The sequence below is a fragment of the Enterobacter cloacae complex sp. SHL009 genome, from assembly GCF_049237205.1.
GTDB lineage: Bacteria > Pseudomonadota > Gammaproteobacteria > Enterobacterales > Enterobacteriaceae > Enterobacter > Enterobacter cloacae_M.
Genome location: NZ_JBMKIW010000007.1, coordinates 78,103 through 95,723 on the forward strand (window position 1 = coordinate 78,103; position 17,621 = coordinate 95,723).

15 protein-coding genes are annotated in these 17,621 nt (G+C 56.2%); 4 read left to right on the forward strand and 11 right to left on the reverse strand.

Annotated elements, in window-relative coordinates; genetic code table 11:
- Positions 1-53 precede the first annotated feature (53 nt).
- Entirely contained in the window at positions 54-914 is an 861-nt protein-coding gene (gene tesB / locus ACOTZC_RS16405; RefSeq protein WP_421635884.1) for an acyl-CoA thioesterase II, read from the forward strand.
- Positions 915-1,009: 95 nt separating this feature from the next.
- Here tesB and amtB read toward each other — a convergent pair whose 3' ends face one another.
- The 5 genes from amtB to ACOTZC_RS16430 all read right to left on the reverse strand — a co-directional run bounded on the left by amtB (position 1,010) and on the right by ACOTZC_RS16430 (position 6,930).
- Positions 1,010-2,299 carry an ammonium transporter AmtB gene (amtB, locus tag ACOTZC_RS16410; protein ID WP_023310584.1) on the reverse strand — a complete coding sequence of 430 codons (1,290 nt, stop codon included), beginning with the start codon at positions 2,297-2,299 and terminating at the stop codon, positions 1,010-1,012.
- A gap of 35 nt (positions 2,300-2,334) precedes the next feature.
- Entirely contained in the window at positions 2,335-2,673 is a 339-nt protein-coding gene (gene glnK / locus ACOTZC_RS16415; protein WP_008503304.1) for a P-II family nitrogen regulator, read from the reverse strand.
- 221 nt (positions 2,674-2,894) lie between these two features.
- On the reverse strand, positions 2,895-4,676 hold the full coding sequence (locus ACOTZC_RS16420) for a SmdB family multidrug efflux ABC transporter permease/ATP-binding protein (RefSeq protein ID WP_039263947.1): 1,782 nt from the start codon (positions 4,674-4,676) through the stop codon (positions 2,895-2,897).
- Positions 4,669-6,441 carry a SmdA family multidrug ABC transporter permease/ATP-binding protein gene (locus ACOTZC_RS16425; RefSeq protein ID WP_047173816.1) on the reverse strand — a complete coding sequence of 591 codons (1,773 nt, stop codon included), beginning with the start codon at positions 6,439-6,441 and terminating at the stop codon, positions 4,669-4,671. The genes ACOTZC_RS16420 and ACOTZC_RS16425 overlap by 8 nt, the downstream gene beginning before the upstream one ends.
- Before the next feature lie 30 nt (positions 6,442-6,471).
- Positions 6,472-6,930, reverse strand: a complete 459-nt coding sequence (locus tag ACOTZC_RS16430) for an Lrp/AsnC family transcriptional regulator (protein WP_023310581.1) — start codon at positions 6,928-6,930, stop codon at positions 6,472-6,474.
- A 112-nt stretch (positions 6,931-7,042) separates the two neighbouring features.
- Here ACOTZC_RS16430 and ACOTZC_RS16435 point away from each other — a divergent pair, with 112 nt between their 5' ends.
- Positions 7,043-8,092, forward strand: a complete 1,050-nt coding sequence (locus ACOTZC_RS16435; protein WP_230122637.1) for a PLP-dependent cysteine synthase family protein — start codon at positions 7,043-7,045, stop codon at positions 8,090-8,092.
- A 40-nt stretch (positions 8,093-8,132) separates the two neighbouring features.
- On the opposite strand, the gene cof is transcribed toward ACOTZC_RS16435, so the two are convergent.
- Positions 8,133-8,951 carry an HMP-PP phosphatase gene (gene cof / locus ACOTZC_RS16440; RefSeq protein ID WP_126302955.1) on the reverse strand — a complete coding sequence of 273 codons (819 nt, stop codon included), beginning with the start codon at positions 8,949-8,951 and terminating at the stop codon, positions 8,133-8,135.
- Positions 8,952-9,052: 101 nt separating this feature from the next.
- On the opposite strand from cof, the gene ACOTZC_RS16445 reads away from it, so the two are divergent.
- On the forward strand, positions 9,053-10,789 hold the full coding sequence (locus ACOTZC_RS16445; protein ID WP_248161555.1) for an SgrR family transcriptional regulator: 1,737 nt from the start codon (positions 9,053-9,055) through the stop codon (positions 10,787-10,789).
- A gap of 29 nt (positions 10,790-10,818) precedes the next feature.
- Entirely contained in the window at positions 10,819-11,514 is a 696-nt protein-coding gene (gene queC / locus ACOTZC_RS16450) for a 7-cyano-7-deazaguanine synthase QueC (RefSeq protein WP_023310577.1), read from the forward strand.
- Between the two features lie 61 nt (positions 11,515-11,575).
- Here the strand turns inward: queC and ACOTZC_RS16455 are convergent, their stop codons facing one another.
- The 5 genes from ACOTZC_RS16455 to lon all read right to left on the reverse strand — a co-directional run bounded on the left by ACOTZC_RS16455 (position 11,576) and on the right by lon (position 17,524).
- Positions 11,576-11,974 (reverse strand): YbgC/FadM family acyl-CoA thioesterase, encoded by a 399-nt coding sequence (locus tag ACOTZC_RS16455; protein WP_024906822.1) that lies wholly within the window; start codon positions 11,972-11,974, stop codon positions 11,576-11,578.
- 99 nt (positions 11,975-12,073) lie between these two features.
- Positions 12,074-12,454 carry a helix-hairpin-helix domain-containing protein gene (locus ACOTZC_RS16460; RefSeq protein ID WP_045400681.1) on the reverse strand — a complete coding sequence of 127 codons (381 nt, stop codon included), beginning with the start codon at positions 12,452-12,454 and terminating at the stop codon, positions 12,074-12,076.
- 148 nt (positions 12,455-12,602) lie between these two features.
- Positions 12,603-14,474: a peptidylprolyl isomerase gene (gene ppiD / locus ACOTZC_RS16465; protein WP_023310572.1), complete on the reverse strand. Its 1,872-nt coding sequence runs from the start codon at positions 14,472-14,474 to the stop codon at positions 12,603-12,605.
- A gap of 212 nt (positions 14,475-14,686) precedes the next feature.
- Positions 14,687-14,959, reverse strand: coding sequence for a nucleoid-associated protein HU-beta (gene hupB, locus ACOTZC_RS16470; protein WP_002444653.1), 273 nt, complete (start codon positions 14,957-14,959; stop codon positions 14,687-14,689).
- A 210-nt stretch (positions 14,960-15,169) separates the two neighbouring features.
- Positions 15,170-17,524, reverse strand: a complete 2,355-nt coding sequence (gene lon / locus ACOTZC_RS16475) for an endopeptidase La (RefSeq protein WP_045400678.1) — start codon at positions 17,522-17,524, stop codon at positions 15,170-15,172.
- Positions 17,525-17,621 lie beyond the last annotated feature (97 nt).

Genomic DNA, 17,621 nt, shown 5'->3' on the forward strand with positions numbered 1-17,621 from the left:
TTTCTGCGTTATACTCTGCCTATCTTTCGCTACGGCGTTTATTGAGGACAACTATGAGTCAGGCACTGAACAATCTGCTGACATTACTGAATCTGGAAAAAATTGAGGAAGGACTCTTTCGCGGACAGAGCGAAGATCTCGGCTTACGCCAGGTCTTCGGGGGGCAAGTCGTTGGACAGGCACTGTACGCAGCAAAGGAGACTGTCCCGGCAGACCGTCTGGTGCATTCATTCCACAGCTACTTCTTACGCCCTGGCGATAGCGCAAAACCGATTGTGTATGACGTTGAAGTCCTGCGAGACGGCAACAGCTTCAGCGCACGCCGCGTAGCGGCCATTCAGAGCGGCAAGCCGATCTTTTACATGACCGCCTCTTTCCAGGCGCCGGAAGCCGGCTACGAGCATCAAAAGGTGATGCCCCCGGCTCCGTCACCCGACTCTTTAAAGTCAGAGACGGATATCGCCCGCGCGCTGGCGCATCTGCTTCCGCCGCAGGTCAAAGAGAAGTTTGTCTGCGATAAGCCGCTGGAGATCCGCCCGGTTGAGTTCCACAACCCGATGAAAGGCCATACCGCCGAGCCGAAGCGCCAGGTCTGGATCCGGGCTAACGGGACCGTGCCGGAAGATTTCCGCGTGCATCAGTATATGCTGGGCTATGCGTCAGATTTCAACTTCTTGCCGGTGGCGCTGCAGCCGCACGGCGTTGGTTTCCTGGAAAAAGGGATGCAGGTTGCGACGATCGATCACTCCATGTGGTTCCACCGTCCGTTCAACATGAATGAGTGGCTGCTTTACAGCGTGGAGAGTACGTCAGCGTCGAGCGCGCGTGGGTTTGTGCGTGGGGAGTTTTATACTCAGGACGGCGTGCTGGTCGCGTCTACGGTGCAGGAAGGGGTAATGCGTAATCGCGGGTGATTGTGTACAGCCTGATGCCCTCACCCTGACCCTCTCCCACCGGGAGAGGGAATAAACATTAAAAACGGCAACCGAAGTTGCCGTTTTGCTGTTTATCAGGCGTTATACGCATTCTCGCCGTGGCTGTTGACGTCCAGACCTTCGCGTTCCTGCTCTTCCGGTACGCGCAGACCCACCGTCATATCCGCCAGCTTATAGCCAATGAAAGCGACAACGGCAGACCAGACAACGGTGATTGCAATACTTTCCAGCTGCACCAGCACCTGATGAACCATGGTCACGCCTTCTGCGTAGCCCACGCCACCGAGCGATTTCGCGGCGAAGATACCGGTCATGATACAACCCACGATACCGCACACGCCGTGAACACCAAACACATCGCATGGGTCGTCAACGCGCAGCACACGTTTCAGTGCGGTCACGCCCCACAGACCCGCCAGACCGGACACCAGGCCGACCAGCAGCGCGCCACCCACGCCGACATAACCACACGCTGGCGTAATGCCAACCAGACCTGCAATGGCACCCGAACAGGCACCCAGCAGAGACGGTTTACCGCGTACAGCCCACTCGCCAAACACCCAGGAGAGGATTGCACCGGCCGTGGCCACAACGGTGTTCACGAAGGCCAGCGCGGCGATTTCGTTTGCTGCACTTGCCGAGCCGGCGTTGAAGCCAAACCAGCCAAAGTAGAGGATAGCCGTACCTGTAAACACCATCGGCAGGTTGTGCGGTTTGAACGCTTCTTTACCGAAGCCCACGCGTTTGCCAATCAGGTAGGCGCCCACCAGGCCCGCGACCGCGGCGTTGATGTGTACAACGGTACCGCCCGCGAAGTCCAGCGCGCCGTGCGTTGCCAGCAGACCGCCACCCCAGACCATGTGCGCAATCGGCACATAGGAGAGCGTCATCCAGACCACCACGAAGATCAGCACGGCAGAGAAACGAATACGCTCGGCGAGCGCGCCCACAATCAGCCCGACGGTAATGCAGGCGAAGGAGCCCTGGAACGCAACGTGGATATACTGATAGAAGCTGCCCATCAGCGCGGTCAGCTCAATATTTTTCAGCATCACCCAGTCGAAGTTACCAAAGAACGCGTTGCCCGTGCCGAACGCCAGCGAGTAACCGTAAACCACCCACAGCACGCAGACCAGTGCGAACGTCACGGCAACCTGCGTCAGCATGGAGAGAACGTTTTTGCCACGGATCAGGCCGCCGTAGAACAGCGCAATGCCCGGAATTGACATGAACAGCACCAGCGCGGTGCTGATCATCATAAAGGCGTTATCGGCTTTGTCGACCACCGCAGGGGTAGCAGCCAGCGCCAGGCCCGGCAGCAGCGCCAGCGAACCCAGACCCGTTTTGAGTGTTGCTATCTTCATTTTCTCGATCCCTATCACTGTGTGCCAGGAGTTACTTACAGAGCCGCTTCGTCAGATTCGCCGGTACGGATGCGAATGACGCGCTGCAGTTCGGCAACGAAAATTTTGCCGTCGCCAATTTTGCCGGTATAGGCCGCTTTGCTAATGACATCAATGACTTCATCAAGCTGATCGTCAGCAATCGCGACATCAATTTTTACTTTTGGCAGAAAGTTAACGCTGTATTCCGCCCCGCGATAAAGCTCGGCATGCCCCTTCTGACGACCAAAGCCTTTCACTTCGGTGACAGTCAGTCCCTGAATACCCATTGAAGACAACGCTTCACGCACGTCTTCGAGTTTGAATGGTTTGATTACAACCGTAACCAGCTTCATAGATCCCCTCCAGTCAGAATTCGGTAATGGCCGCAGCTAACGCAGAAGGTATTGCAAGGGGTGTGCCAGAAATGAAAACCAGGGGGAAAAGCGGCATAACGAGCGTTGCACGGTTCTGGTTAACGAACCGGTGAAAAAAAAACGCACCATGCCGGTGCAGGGTGCGTTTCCGTTTTGCACCAACAGGAATGACTGTTAGCGCGTCGCCTCATTTTGGTGCATCAGGCGCTAAGCGACTCTTCATCGCGCACGCTGGCCGCCAGCTCTTCGCCCGCCAGCTGCAGCTGGTACATCTGCCAGTAGCGCCCTTTTGCTTCCAGCAGTTCACGGTGGGTACCGCGTTCAACGGCCTGTCCGCGATGCAGCACCAGAATGGTATCGGCATCGACGATGGTGGAAAGACGGTGGGCAATCACCACCAGCGTCGTATGGTCGCGTACGGCGGCCAGCGCCTGCTGGATGGCCTGCTCGGTGCCGGAGTCAATACTGGCAGTGGCTTCATCCAGAATCAGGATCTGCGGGGTTTCAATCAGCACCCGCGCCAGCGCCAGAAGTTGCTTTTGCCCGACGGAGAGATTGTTCCCTTGCTCGCCCAGTTTGGTATTGATCCCATCGCTAAACCCGCGCGCCAGCTCTGCCAGCTGCACTTTTTCCAGCACGTCCCAGACTTGCTCCTGGGAGTAGTCTCGGCCAAGGGTCACGTTCGCGTAGAAAGTATCGGCCAGCACGACCGGATCCTGCTGCACCATCGCGACGCCTTTACGCAACACGGTGTGGCTGAGAGACGCGAGCGGGCGCCCGTCGAGGCGGATTTCGCCGTGCGTGACCGGGTAATAGCCCATCAACAGGCTGGCAAGCGTGCTCTTACCGCTGCCGGTATGCCCCACCAGCGCCACGAAACCGCGCGACGGAACGTCAAGCGTGATGTCCTGCAGCACCAGCCGGTCTTCGCGATAGGCAAACGAGACGTTATCAAAGGCGATAGTCCCGCTTTGCAGAGGACGCTCGTCATTGCCGTAGGCCTGGCGCGGCCTATCCATCAGCTCAAACACGCGCTCACCGGCGACCACCGCCTGCTGCAGCATCGATTGCTGGGTGGTGAGCTCTATCAGCGGCTCGTTAAGACGCCCGAGATAGCTGATAAACGCGTACAGCACGCCCACTTCAATCGTACCGTTTGAGCTCAGCCCGAAGAGCATCAGCAGCCCGCAAAGCACCAGCGCCGAGAAAAGGCTCAGCAGCGGACGCAGCAGGAAACCATCAAGCCGCAGCGTCTGCATACGCGCCATGTAGTGCGAACGGCTGGCTTCCCCCATGCGTTCGCCAAAGCGGGCCTGCTGGCGGAACTGCTGGATGACGCTCATGCCGTTGATCACTTCGTTGAAGCCATCGTTGATGTCGGCCAGATACGCGCGCACCCGACGCACGATTGGCGTGCTGTAGCGCTGGTAAATGACCATGACAATCAGCACCGCCGGGAAGATGGTGATCGCCACCAGCGCCATGCGCCAGTCGAGGCTGAACATCGCCACCAGCATCGCGCCAATCAGCGCCGCGCTGCGTAACACCGTCGCGACCACGGTAACGTACAGATCGCGGATCACCTCGGTATCGTTGGTCACGCGCGAAATCACCTGCCCGACCGGCTGGATATCAAACTCGCTAAGCGGCTGGCGAAGCGCCGCGTCCATCACATCCGTACGCAGCTGCTGAACAACGCCCACGGCTGCGCGGTTAAACAGCAGCGACTGAGCATAGTGCAGCCCTGCCGCCGCCAGCTGCAGGCCAACGTAGGCCACGCCTAAGCCCGCCACCAGCCCAAGCGGAAGGTAGCTTTTGGCGACCATGTTGTCGATAAAATAGCTGATGAGCAGCGGACCGCTCACCTCAGCAATCGCCGCTATCCAGAGTAAAAGCACGGCCACGGAGAGCGGTTTACGCCACGGCGAGCCGTAGGCCAGCAGACGCTTGAGCGTCGGCCACATCGTTCCGAGCTTACGCATTGGCGGCCTCCTCATCCTGCTCCGGCGCATCGTCCAGCGCCGCCTCAAGCTGTTGATAGCGGTACATATCGCGATACCAGCCCGGCTGCTCGGCAAGCGTTTCATGCTGCCCGCGCTGGGCAATGTGCCCGTGCTGTAAGACCACAATTTCGCTGGCTTCAGTGAGCGCCGACAAACGGTGGGCGCTGATAATCACCGTGCGTCCGTCACCCCACTGGCGCAGGTTATGCAGGATCTGATGCTCGGTACGGCCGTCCACGGCAGAAAGCGCATCATCCAGGATCAGGATTTCAGCATTCAGCAGCAGCGCGCGGGCAATGGAGATACGCTGCTTTTGCCCGCCGGACAGCATAACGCCGCGTTCCCCGACTTCCGTTTCGTACCCCTGCGGCAGACGCAAAATATCATCATGTACGCTGGCCAGACGCGCCACATGTTCAATCTCGTCCTGCGTCGCCCCAGGGCGTCCCAGGGCGATGTTGTTCGCCACGGTGTCCGAAAATAAAAACGGCGTCTGGCTGACGACCGCCAGGCGACCGCGCCACTCGTCCAGCAGCAGTCTGGTCAGGGGAATATCGTGGAAGCGGATATCGCCTTCAGTGACGTCAAAGTGGCGCTGAAGCAGAGAGAGCACGGTACTTTTGCCGGATCCCGTCGGGCCGCAGATGCCCAACATTTGCCCTGGCTGCAGGGTAAAGCTGACGTTCTCCAGCACCGGATGCTCCGTATGCGGATAGACAAACTTGCGGACGTCGACGGTCATGACGCCGCGCCCTTCCGGTACGGCTTCACTGCCGTCGATGACCACCGGCGCTTCGGCCAGCATGGCGCGAATTCGGCTGTAGGCGGCGCTGCCGCGCTCCACGATGTTAAACATCCAGGCCAGCGCCAGCATCGGCCAGATCATGAGACCCAGATACATCGCAAAGCTGGTCAATTGCCCCAGGGTAAGCGTGCCCTGCACCACCATCCAGCTTCCGCCGCCAATGGCCAGCATATTTGCCATGCCGATTGCGATATAAATCGTCGGGTCAAAACGGGCGTCGATACGCGCGACGCGCATGTTTTTCGCCCCCGTGTCTGCCGCATCGGCGGCAAACAGCGCAGACTGACGGTCTTCCAGACCAAACGCTTTGATCATGCGGATGCTGGTCATGCTCTCCTGGGTGCGATCGTTCAGAGATGAAAACGCCGCCTGGGCCAGCTTAAAGCGCTCGTGCAGCTGTTCGCCATAGCGATTGATCGCCAGCGCCATGATCGGCATCGGCAGCAGGGCAAGCAGGGTCAGCTGCCAGCTGATCTGTGTGGACATCACGATCAGCACCGCGCAGCCCATCACCAGCGAGTCCACCAGCGTCAGCACCCCTTCCCCGGCGGCAAAGACCACGCGATCGACGTCGTTCGTCGCACGGGCGATGAGATCCCCGGTGCGATGACGCAGATAAAATTCGGGATGCTGTCGGCTCAGCTGGCGGTAAAAATCTTCACGTAGCTCAACGGCCAGCTGATAGGACGCACCAAACAGCAGCACGCGCCAGACGTAGCGCAGCAGATAAACAATGACCGCCGTCAGCACCAGCGTGCCGACCCACATCAACACCCGTGCGGTGGTGTAATGCTGTTCGGTGACGCCATCCACGACGTATCCCACCACTTTCGGCGGGATCAGCTGCAGGATGGCAATAATAATAAGCAGGGCGACTGCACCGAGGTAGCGTTGCCACTCCCGACGAAAGTACCAGCTTAATTGGGCAAATAATCGCACGCGGTTTGTTCCTGAAGGTATTTTACGAAGTTATTCAATGGGTAATGCTGTGGTGTATTTAATCTGTTCCATGGCAAAGCTTGAGGTGACGTCCGACAAACCCGGTACGCTGTTCACCAGCCGCTTGTAGAAATCATCATAGCGCTTCATGTCGGCCACCTGGACGCGCATCAGGTAATCATACTCTCCGGCCATACGCCAGAAACCGAGCACCTCGGGCATCTCAGACACCTGAGTAACGAAGCGGCAATACCACTCGCTGCTGTGATGCTGGGTTTTTATCAGCACAAATGCCGTCAGCCCAAGCCCCAGCTTTTCGGGATCTAACAACGCGACGCGCCCCAGAAGAATGCCGTCATCTTCCAGCTTCTTAAGGCGCTTCCAGCACGGAGTGGTGGTCAGATTAACGGCATCTGCCAGCGCCTGCAAAGAGAGGGTACAGTCATTTTGCAGCAATGAAAGGAGCTTGCGGTCAATTTTATCTAGCATACCCACCTCACAGAGAAAATTTTTCTCTCTTCATTCTATTTTAAAGGCCAGATAGCAACAATTTTTTCTGTGCTTTTCGCTATCCTAGGCACAAAATGACAAACGGATAACGATGATGAATAGCACCTGGGTTAAACATGCGATCAGCGAAATCAATGCCGACTATCAGCGCTCGGCGGATACGCATCTGATTCGCCTTTCCCTGCCGGGATTTGACGGCATTCAGCTCTATCTGAAAGATGAAAGCACTCATCCCACCGGCAGCCTGAAGCATCGCCTGGCGCGTTCGCTGTTTTTATACGGTTTATGTAACGGCTGGATTAAAGAAGGCACCACTATTATTGAATCTTCGTCCGGTTCAACGGCGGTGTCCGAAGCCTATTTCGCCCGCCTGCTGGGTCTGCCGTTTATCGCGGTGATGCCGTCCTGCACCGCAAAACGCAAAATCGAACAGATCGAATTTTACGGCGGACGCTGCCACTTTGTGGAAAGCGCCTGCGAAATCTACGCCGCCTCCGAAATGCTGGCCCGCGAGCTGAACGGCCACTATATGGACCAGTTCACCTTCGCCGAGCGCGCGACGGACTGGCGCGGGAATAACAACATTGCCGACAGCATTTTCCGCCAGATGACCCACGAACCGCATCCGGTTCCGTCCTACATTGTCATGAGCGCCGGTACCGGCGGCACGTCAGCCACGATCGGACGCTACATCCGCTGTCAGGGCTACGATACCCAGCTGATGGTGGTTGACCCGCAGAACTCCGTGTTCCTCGACTACTGGCAAAACCGCGATGCTGGCCTGCGCAGCCCGGTAGGCAGCAAAATTGAAGGCATTGGCCGTCCGCGCGTCGAGCCCTCTTTCATCCCCGATGTGGTGGACGAGATGATGCGCGTGCCGGATGCCGCCAGCGTGGCCACTGCTCACTGGCTGGAGACGCAGCTGGGCCGCAAGGTGGGCGCATCGACGGGCACAAATATGTGGGGCGCACTGCAGCTTGCCGCCCGTATGCGCGAAGAGGGCCGCACCGGTTCCATCGTCACGCTGCTGTGCGACAGCGGCGAGCGTTATCTCGATACCTACTACAACGCAGAGTGGGTGCAGGCCAACATCGGCGATATCGCCCCGTGGAAAGCGCAGATTGCAGACCTGGTGAAATAAAAAAAGCCAGACCGAAGTCTGGCTTGCTGGAAGGGTCTCACTATTCGGGGGAATACGGGAGATTGTTGTTGTCCAGCCAATGCGTCAAAAAATGGGACACTGCTTCATTGCGGCAGTGGCCAATAACCGGCAGATGGGGAAGTTCTGCTTTCAGCTGCGCCATCGCATTCCCCATGATCAGACCGCGACCTACGCTACCGAGCATTTCGCGGTCGTTCATGGCGTCACCAAACGCCATACACTCCTGCAGCGTTAAGCCAAGGTGGTCGCTCAGCACCGCCAGAGCGGAGCCTTTGTTACAGCCCACCGGCAGCACTTCCAGACAATCTACCGCCGAGAAGGTCAGATGCGCCCGGTCGCCCAGCGCCTCATTCAGCTGAATCCTTAAGCGGCACAGATCGTCATGATCGCCGCAGAAGCAGATCTTGGTTACCGCATGGGCGGGGATCCGACGCAGATCGATAAGCTGGTATTTGAAACCGCTGTAAACATGCGCATGCAATAATTCCGGGATTTCGCTTCCGGTGAACCAGCCGCGATCGTTAAAGACGTGGACGCTGGCCTGCGTGTCCCAGGTGCTGTGCAGCACGATATCCGCAACTTCCGGGTTGAGATCCTGCCGGTGCAGCACATCCCCTTCTACGGAGTGAATTCGCGTCCCGTTGCCGGTGATCAGAAAAGCGTCGAGGGAGAACGCGCCCAGCAGGTGGCGCATCTCCAGCACATGGCGCCCGGTGGCAAACGTCAGGGTGACATCACGCTCGCGCAGGCGCTTCAGCGTGTTCAGGGTTTTTTCCCCTAAACGGTGATCCGGCATTAACAGCGTACCGTCCATATCAAATACAGCGAGCCGAGCCATGATTACTCCCGAAATGTGATGCGGTTAACTTGTGCAACAGTATCGTGTGAGATATACGGAAGTAATAGTGAATAGATGAAAATTATTGTTCCGGGTTTTTTATGCGCCAGCTCAATCGACTCAACCAGTATCACCGCCTCTGGCAGCCTTCTCAGGGTGCAACGCAACAGGTCACCATCAGCGAGCTGGCCGCCCGCTGTTTTTGTAGCGAGCGGCATGTCCGAACCCTGCTGCACCAGGCCCAGGAGGCGGGCTGGCTCAGCTGGCGAGCGCAGTCTGGCCGCGGTAAGCGCGGTGAGCTAACGTTCCATGTCGCCCCGGAGTCACTGCGTAATGCGATGATGGAAGAGGCGCTGAAAAGCGGGCAGCAGCATAACGCGCTGGAACTGGCCCAGCTGGCCCCTGAAGCGCTGCGGTCATTACTTCATCCTTTTTTGGGCGGGCAGTGGCAAAACGACACGCCGACGCTGCGCATCCCCTACTATCGCTCTCTGGAGCCGCTTCAGCCGGGTTTTTTACCGGGCCGGGCAGAGCAGCATCTTGCGGGACAGGTGTTTTCAGGCCTGACGCGTTTTAACGGTAACAGCAGTGAACCCGCGGGCGATCTGGCGCATCACTGGGATGTCTCTGCTGACGGCCTGCGTTGGCATTTCTACATTCGCTCCACCCTGCACTGGCATAACGGCGATAAAATAGAAACGGCACAACTCCAGCGAAGTCTGACAGCGCTGTTGACGCTTCCTGCCCTGCGCACTCTGTTTCAGAGCGTCTTATGTATTGAAACAACGCATCCTCAGTGTCTGACGTTTACACTGCATCAACCGGACTACTGGCTGCCGCACAGGCTGGCAACCTACTGTAGCCGTCTGGCGCATCCCGACCATCCTGCGGTTGGCAGTGGCCCCTTTCGGCTGGCCGCTTTTGAGCCCGACCTGGTTCGTCTGGAAAGCCATGAGCAGTATCACCTGAGCCATTCGCTGCTCAAAGCCATCGAATACTGGATCACTCCCCAGCTTTTTGATTACAGCCTGGGCACCAGCTGTCGTCACCCGGTGCAAATCGCGATCGGCGAGGCCGACGAGCTGGAAAGTCTGCGGCTGGTAAGCAGCAGCACCAGCCTGGGGTTCTGCTACCTCACGCTTAAACAGAGCGTGCGCCTGAGTGAGATCCAGGCAAAGCGGCTTATCAATATCATTCATCTCTCCAGGCTTCTTCACACACTTCCGCTAAACGAAGGGCTCATCACGCCCACCCAGGAACTGCTTCCCGGGTGGACCATCCCCGAATGGCCTGATTTATCGGACGTACCCCTCCCTGAAGCGTTGACGCTGGTTTACCATCTCCCTGTTGAGCTTCACACCATGGCCAGCCAGTTGAAGGCATACCTGGCGCTACAGGGGTGTGAACTGACCGTCATCTTTCACGACGCCAAGACGTGGGACGGATGCCTGGAGCTTGCCGATGCAGACATCATGATGGGGGACAGGCTGATTGGCGAAGCGCCGGAATATACGCTTGAACAGTGGCTGCGCTGCGATGCCCTCTGGCCGCACGTTCTTAGCGCTCCGGCTTACGCTCATCTGCAAGCCACGCTGGATGCGGTACAGACACAGGCCGAGGCTCAGGATAGACACGCGGGGCTGCAAGCCATCTTTAACCGGCTAATGGAGAGTGCGGTGCTTACGCCACTCTTTAATTATCAATACCAAATCAGTGCTCCGCCTGGCGTGAATGGTATACGCCTCAACACCCGCGGCTGGTTTGACTTTACCGAAGCCTGGCTGCCGCTCCCAACTCGTGAAGAAGCTGGTCGCCGTCGTGGTCAGACGGTAACATAACGTTTTTACCGTAACAGTCGAGATGATTTATGAAACGTGCCGTCGTAGTGTTCAGCGGAGGACAAGACTCTACTACCTGCCTGGTCCAGGCCCTTCATCAGTACGATGAAGTTCACTGTGTCACTTTCGATTATGGTCAGCGTCATCGCGCTGAGATCGACGTTGCTCGTGAACTAGCCCTGAAACTGGGCGCACGCGCGCACAAGGTGCTGGACGTTACGCTGTTAAATGAACTGGCCGTGAGCAGCCTCACCCGCGACAGTATTCCTGTGCCAGACTATGAACCCGATGCCAGCGGCATTCCAAATACCTTCGTGCCGGGCCGTAATATCCTCTTCCTGACCCTGACGGCGATCTACGCCTATCAGGTAAAGGCCGAAGCGGTGATCACAGGCGTGTGCGAGACCGACTTCTCCGGCTACCCGGACTGCCGTGATGAGTTCGTGAAAGCGTTAAATCACGCCGTTAATCTGGGGATGGCGAAAGAGACGCGCTTTGAAACTCCGCTCATGTGGCTGGATAAAGCCGAAACCTGGGCGCTGGCGGACTACTGGGGCAAGCTGGACCTTGTTCGCAGCGAAACGCTCACCTGCTATAACGGTATCAAAGGCGACGGTTGCGGCCAGTGTGCGGCCTGTAATCTGCGCGCTAACGGGCTGAACCACTATCTTGCCGATAAATCCGGCGTGATGGCCGCGATGCAGAAAAAGACCGGCCTAAAATAGGGCTACTTGACCGTGCTGTCACAAAACGGGTGTCGACAGCACGAGTACGCCTTAACAAGTCTTACGCGATCATCAACTCCAGCTTTTCACGCAACTCCCCTTCCAGCGGCAGCGCTTTCTGCGTTTTCAGATCGATACAGACAAAGGTGATCAACGCATCAGCCACCACCTGCCCTTCTGGATCGAGCGTCACCACCTGGCTTAACACCCCGCTTTTGCCATTGATTTGCTGCACCTGGCTTGTCACCGTGAGCACATCACCCAGCACGGCCGGACGGCGGTAGTTGATGTTGATATTGACGACCACAAACGCGATGTTGTGCGCGGTCAGCCACTGAAAGCTTTCGCTATTTTCCAGCCCGTCCCAGCGCGCTTCTTCAAGAAACTCAAGATAGCGAGCATTGTTCACATGCTGATAAACGTCGAGATGAAAACCGCGTACTTTGATTTTTGTCTGCATAGCGCAATAGCCTTTACTGTTATTGTAGGAAGAGAGGTCATAACTGGTATGACCTCTTTATCCTGGCAAAATTTTGCCGCAGTGCAAGAAATTGCGTAATTACAACGTCAGGTGTGAGAGGTTGCGCTCAACCAGCGCGCTGCCCATGCCCGGCACCTGCTTGAGATCGTCGACCGTTTTGAAAGGACCATACTCTTCGCGGTAGCTGACGATGGCCTGCGCTTTTTTCAGGCCCACGCCATTCATCGCGCGGGCGAGATCTTCCGCTGAGGCTGAATTGATACTGACCCGCGTACCGTCATCATCCGCATTTTTACCAGCGTCTGTCGCTTTGGTTTGCCCTTGCACCGGCGCTGCCGCGTCGGACTTGCTCTGGGTAGCTTGTGTTTTGGCGGCGGGGGCCGACGCCATCGCACCCGCACTCATCCCGGTGGTGGCAATAGCCAGCGTAATTAACAGTGCTTTGATTCCACATTTCATGCTGTTATCTCCTTGTTTGTTGACAGCCACGTCACGATAGCCGCGAGTTAAAACCGGCACAAACAGCAGATTGCAGAAATGGAAAAGGCCGCGAAAGCGGCCTTTAGTTTTTGCAGAGCGTTACGAAAATCTGCGAGCAGACACGTAATTACTGCTGCTGAGTCATTACATCACCCAGCTTGATTTTGGCTTCTTTACGCAGGTTACTCATCATGGCTTCGAAGGCAATCTGGGCATTGTTCTGGGTAATTCCCTGAACCATCGCTTTCTTCTGCGCTTCTGGCAGGGTACCGGCTTTCACTTCATCCAGCGCCAGCAGAACGACGTTACCCTGTGCATCGGTGGTGGTGCCGAAGCTTGGCTTGTCCTTGGCAGGCAGCGTCAGACCAAACGCGGCCTGGCTGATTGGGTCCTGGCCGGTACGGCTCAGCGTTTTCGCTTCACCGAAGCTCAGGCCAGCCGCTTTCAGCGCGTCTTCTTTACCCGCTTTCAGATCGGACAAAATCTTCTCAGCATCCAGTTTCGCCTGCTGTTCCGCTTTGTTGTGCTTAACCTGAGCGATAACCTGATCCTTCACTTCCGCCAGCGGTTTGACCGCTTCTGGCTTGTGTTCGCTGACGCGCAACACAAACGCACGATCGCCGTCGACGGTAATGATGTCAGAGTTACTGCCCGGCGTGCCGTTCTCACCCACCAGACCACCGTTGAAGATAGCATCAGAAACCGGTTTAAAGTTCAGCTCTTCCGGAAGGTTGTCACGACCAAACCAGCCCGTTTCAACCGCCTTCACGCCCGCCGCCTGCTCTGCACCTGCCAGAGATTCGTTGTCGTTGCTGGCAGCATCGCTCACCTTCTGCTGCAGCGCGTAATAGGCATCCAGCGCTTTTTCCTGTTTCACTTTCGCCGCGATATCATCGCGAACGTCAGCCAGCGGCTTGGTTTTCGCCGCAGTGATGTCGTCCAGACGCACGACCAGGAAACCAACGGAAGACTTAATAACGCCTGAAAGCTGACCTTTCTCTTTCAGACCGGCATTTTTCAGCTCGTCAGGGGTGGTCGCGTCTTCTAGCCAGCCCATATCACCGCCGTTTTTCGCAGAGATAATGTCGGTGGATTTCGCTTTCGCAACGGTCGCGAAATCAGCGCCTTTGTTCAGCTCATCCAGCGCCGCTTTAGCATCGGCCTCAGTTTTCGTCTGAATCACGCTGTAGCGGTTACGCTGCGGCTGAGTGAACTGATCCTGATGCTGATCGTAGTAAGACTGGATTTCAGCATCAGACGCGGTTTCCTGCAGCGCGGCCGCATCCAGCTTGATATAGCTCACGCGGAACTGCTCTGGAGAAACAAAGGAGTTCTTATTCTGCTCGTAGTAAGCGTTAACGTCAGCATCGCTCACCTGCTGTTTCGCCGCCAGGGCGTTCACATCAATGGTCGCTTCGCGTACAACACGCTGCTGCGCCACCAGCGCGGCCAGTTCGTCCGTTTCACCTTTGAGCATGAAATCGGTGCCCACAACGGCATTGATAAGCTGCTGGGTGGTCAGCTGGTTACGCAGCGCCTGAGCGTACTGGTCGGCCGTCATCCCCATCTGATTGACGATGCTGTTGTAACGCGCGTTGTCGAATTTACCGTTAGACTGGAAGGCTTGAGTGGAAAAGATGGCTTTTTTCACCTGCTCATCACTGATGCCAAGGCCCAGTTTTTTGGCATACTGATCAAGCAGCGCTTCGTCGATAAGACGGTTCAGCGTCTGTTGGCGCAGGGTCTTCATGTACCCTTCGTTCGCTGCCAGTTCAGAGAATTGGTCGCCCAGCTGTTGCTGCATACGGTTACGTTCACCGGCAAAAGCATTCTCGAACTGACCACGGCTGATTTCCTGGCCATTCACTTTTGCGGCATAGTTTGCGCCACCGCCAATAAGGTAACTGCTCACGCCGGTCAATATGAACGACACGATAATGATACCGAAAATAATCTTGAGCACGAGACTGTTAGCAGCCGTGCGTAAGCTGTCCATCATGGTGTAACAACACTCCGCTGTAGGTGACTGGTTACCTGACGCTGACGGAAAATCCTGCCCGTCGCGCGTGAAGGCGTATTGTGACAAGAAAACGGGGCGATTGTCAGCCCACAACTCGCATAAACTCGCACAAATCAGGTCTGGACAAACAAAAAAGGCACATCAAATGATGCGCCCTTGTACTTTCCGGCTTCCCTGAAACGGGAAAGCAATCAGTTTACTGCGTCTTTCAGCGCTTTACCTGCACGGAAACCCGGCACTTTAGCAGCAGCAATGGTGATCTCTTTACCGGTCTGAGGGTTGCGGCCAGTACGGGCAGCACGCTCTTTAACAGCAAAAGTACCGAAACCTACCAGTGCAACGTCGTCCCCAGCCTGCAGAGATTCAGTAACAGAAGCAATTAAAGCATCTAACGCACGTCCAGCTGCAGCTTTAGAAATATCAGCACCCGCAGCAATTTTGTCAATCAGTTGAGATTTATTCACTGTTCTCTTCCTCTCTTTATAATTTATATCGCGCCTGAATCCTTCACAACGCGACCGCGCAGCAGTTATATCAGGCCTGCCATGACCTTACAACACCCGTTGTTGATGGCTGACATAATCAGCAATCTAAATTAGCTATACAAAAAAAGGCTGGCAAGTGCGAAATGACTTACCAGCCTTGTTTTTATTGACGCTCTTTGCGCGAGGTCACTATTTTGCGGTTACAACCTGCATTCCGGAGGGTTCATTCTGCAATGCGAGACTGAGAACTTCCTCAATTCGCTTCACAGGATGGATCTGCAGATCGGCAATCACGTTGTCCGGAATCTCTTCCAGATCGCGTTTATTTTCGTAAGGGATCAATACGGTTTTGATCCCACCGCGGTGTGCCGCCAGCAGTTTTTCTTTTAAACCACCAATCGGCAGAACCTGGCCACGCAGCGTAATTTCACCAGTCATTGCCACATCGGCACGCACCGGGTTCCCAGTCAGGCAGGAAACCAGAGCGGTACACATGGCAATACCCGCGCTTGGGCCATCTTTCGGCGTCGCCCCTTCAGGAACGTGCACGTGGATGTCGCGTTTTTCGTAGAAATCCGGGTTGATACCCAGTTTCTCCGCGCGCGCGCGCACCACGGTCAGCGCCGCCTGGATGGATTCCTGCATCACTTCACCCAGCGAGCCGGTGTAGGTCAGCTTGCCTTTGCCCGGCACGCAGGCGGTTTCGATGGTCAGCAGATCGCCGCCCACTTCCGTCCATGCCAGGCCAGTTACCTGACCAACGCGGTTTTCGTTGTCCGCGCGACCGTAGTCAAAGCGCTGAACGCCCAGGTACGCATGCAGATTGTCGCCGTTAATCACAATGTGTTTCAGGCTCTTATCCAGCAGCAGCTGTTTCACCGCTTTACGACACAGTTTAGAGATTTCACGCTCAAGGCTACGCACGCCCGCTTCGCGAGTGTAGTAGCGAATGATGCCAATAATCGCGCTGTCCTCGACGGTCAGCTCGTTGGATTTCAGCGCGTTACGCTCAATCTGTTTCGGCAGCAGGTGCTGCTTAGCGATGTTCAGCTTCTCATCTTCGGTATAACCGGAGAGACGAATCACTTCCATACGGTCCAGCAGCGGGGCCGGAATGTTCATGGAGTTGGAGGTCGCCACGAACATCACATCGCTCAGGTCGTAGTCCACTTCCAGGTAGTGATCGCTGAACGCCACGTTCTGTTCTGGATCAAGCACTTCCAGCAGTGCAGATGCAGGGTCACCGCGCATGTCCGACGACATCTTGTCGATCTCATCGAGCAGGAACAGCGGGTTTTTAACCCCCACTTTCGCCATCTTCTGGATCAGTTTACCCGGCATAGAACCGATGTAGGTACGGCGGTGACCGCGGATTTCCGCTTCATCGCGTACGCCACCCAGCGCCATACGGATATACTTGCGTCCGGTCGCTTTGGCGATGGACTGACCCAGAGAGGTTTTACCCACCCCCGGCGGTCCTACCAGGCACAGAATTGGGCCTTTAATTTTGTTTACACGGCTTTGTACCGCGAGGTACTCAAGAATGCGGTCTTTCACGCGTTCCAGGCCATAGTGGTCGGTATCCAGGATTTCCTGTGCCTGACGCAGATCTTTTTTGACCTTGCTGCGGGCGTTCCACGGAACCTGCACCATCCACTCAATGTAGCCGCGTACAACGGTCGCTTCAGCCGACATTGGAGACATCATTTTCAGCTTCTGCAGTTCTGCTTCGGCCTTCTCTTTCGCCTCTTTCGGCATCTTCGCCGCGTCGATCTTACGCTTCAGGGCTTCGTTTTCGTCCGGCGCGTCGTCCATCTCGCCCAGTTCTTTCTGAATGGCCTTCATTTGCTCATTCAGATAGTACTCACGCTGAGATTTCTCCATCTGCTTTTTCACGCGGTTGCGAATGCGCTTCTCAACCTGCAGCAGATCGATTTCAGACTCCATCATCGCCATCAGGTATTCCAGACGTTCGTTGACGTCGGACATTTCCAGCACGGACTGCTTGTCAGCCAGCTTCAGCGGCATATGGGCAGCGATGGTGTCCGCCAGGCGCGCAGGATCGTCGATGCTGTTCAGCGACGTCAGCACTTCTGGTGGGATTTTCTTGTTCAGCTTGATGTAGCCTTCAAACTGGCTAATCGCGGTGCGAACCAGTACTTCCTGCTCGCGCTCATCAAGTTCAGGCGAATCAAGGTACTCTGCCTTGGCAGAGAAGTGTTCGCCGTCGTCTGACAGAGTGGTAATACGCGCACGCTGCAGGCCTTCTACCAGCACCTTCACGGTGCCGTCAGGCAGCTTCAGCATCTGCAAAATAGAGGCCACGGTCCCGACGGTGAAAAGATCGTTTACACCCGGCTCATCCGTTGATGCTTCTTTCTGCGCCACCAGCATGATTTTTTTATCATGATCCATGGCGGCTTCGAGGCAACGGATAGATTTTTCCCGCCCTACAAATAAGGGTATGACCATGTGCGGATAAACCACCACATCGCGCAACGGCAATACGGGGATTTCAATGCGTTCAGAACGCTCAGGATTCATAGAGCTCTCTCTTAGTTAGTGTCCGCCAGGTAAGCTGGTCATGTCACTGTGCTTCACATAACCATTAACATGTATCCAGTATATGGGGATGTTTCCC

Excerpts from the sequence above, each read along its gene's own strand:
- amtB (WP_023310584.1), bottom strand. The coding sequence starts at position 2,299 with ATGAAGATAGCAACACTCAAAACGGGTCTGGGTTCGCTGGCGCTGCTG.
- ACOTZC_RS16455 (WP_024906822.1), bottom strand. The coding sequence starts at position 11,974 with ATGCAGACAAAAATCAAAGTACGCGGTTTTCATCTCGACGTTTATCAG.
- ACOTZC_RS16430 (WP_023310581.1), bottom strand. The coding sequence starts at position 6,930 with ATGCTAGATAAAATTGACCGCAAGCTCCTTTCATTGCTGCAAAATGAC.
- ppiD (WP_023310572.1), bottom strand. The coding sequence starts at position 14,474 with ATGATGGACAGCTTACGCACGGCTGCTAACAGTCTCGTGCTCAAGATT.
- ACOTZC_RS16460 (WP_045400681.1), bottom strand. The coding sequence starts at position 12,454 with ATGAAATGTGGAATCAAAGCACTGTTAATTACGCTGGCTATTGCCACC.
- lon (WP_045400678.1), bottom strand. The coding sequence starts at position 17,524 with ATGAATCCTGAGCGTTCTGAACGCATTGAAATCCCCGTATTGCCGTTG.
- cof (WP_126302955.1), bottom strand. The coding sequence starts at position 8,951 with ATGGCTCGGCTCGCTGTATTTGATATGGACGGTACGCTGTTAATGCCG.
- glnK (WP_008503304.1), bottom strand. The coding sequence starts at position 2,673 with ATGAAGCTGGTTACGGTTGTAATCAAACCATTCAAACTCGAAGACGTG.
- ACOTZC_RS16420 (WP_039263947.1), bottom strand. The coding sequence starts at position 4,676 with ATGCGTAAGCTCGGAACGATGTGGCCGACGCTCAAGCGTCTGCTGGCC.
- ACOTZC_RS16445 (WP_248161555.1), top strand. The coding sequence starts at position 9,053 with ATGCGCCAGCTCAATCGACTCAACCAGTATCACCGCCTCTGGCAGCCT.
- queC (WP_023310577.1), top strand. The coding sequence starts at position 10,819 with ATGAAACGTGCCGTCGTAGTGTTCAGCGGAGGACAAGACTCTACTACC.
- ACOTZC_RS16435 (WP_230122637.1), top strand. The coding sequence starts at position 7,043 with ATGATGAATAGCACCTGGGTTAAACATGCGATCAGCGAAATCAATGCC.
- tesB (WP_421635884.1), top strand. The coding sequence starts at position 54 with ATGAGTCAGGCACTGAACAATCTGCTGACATTACTGAATCTGGAAAAA.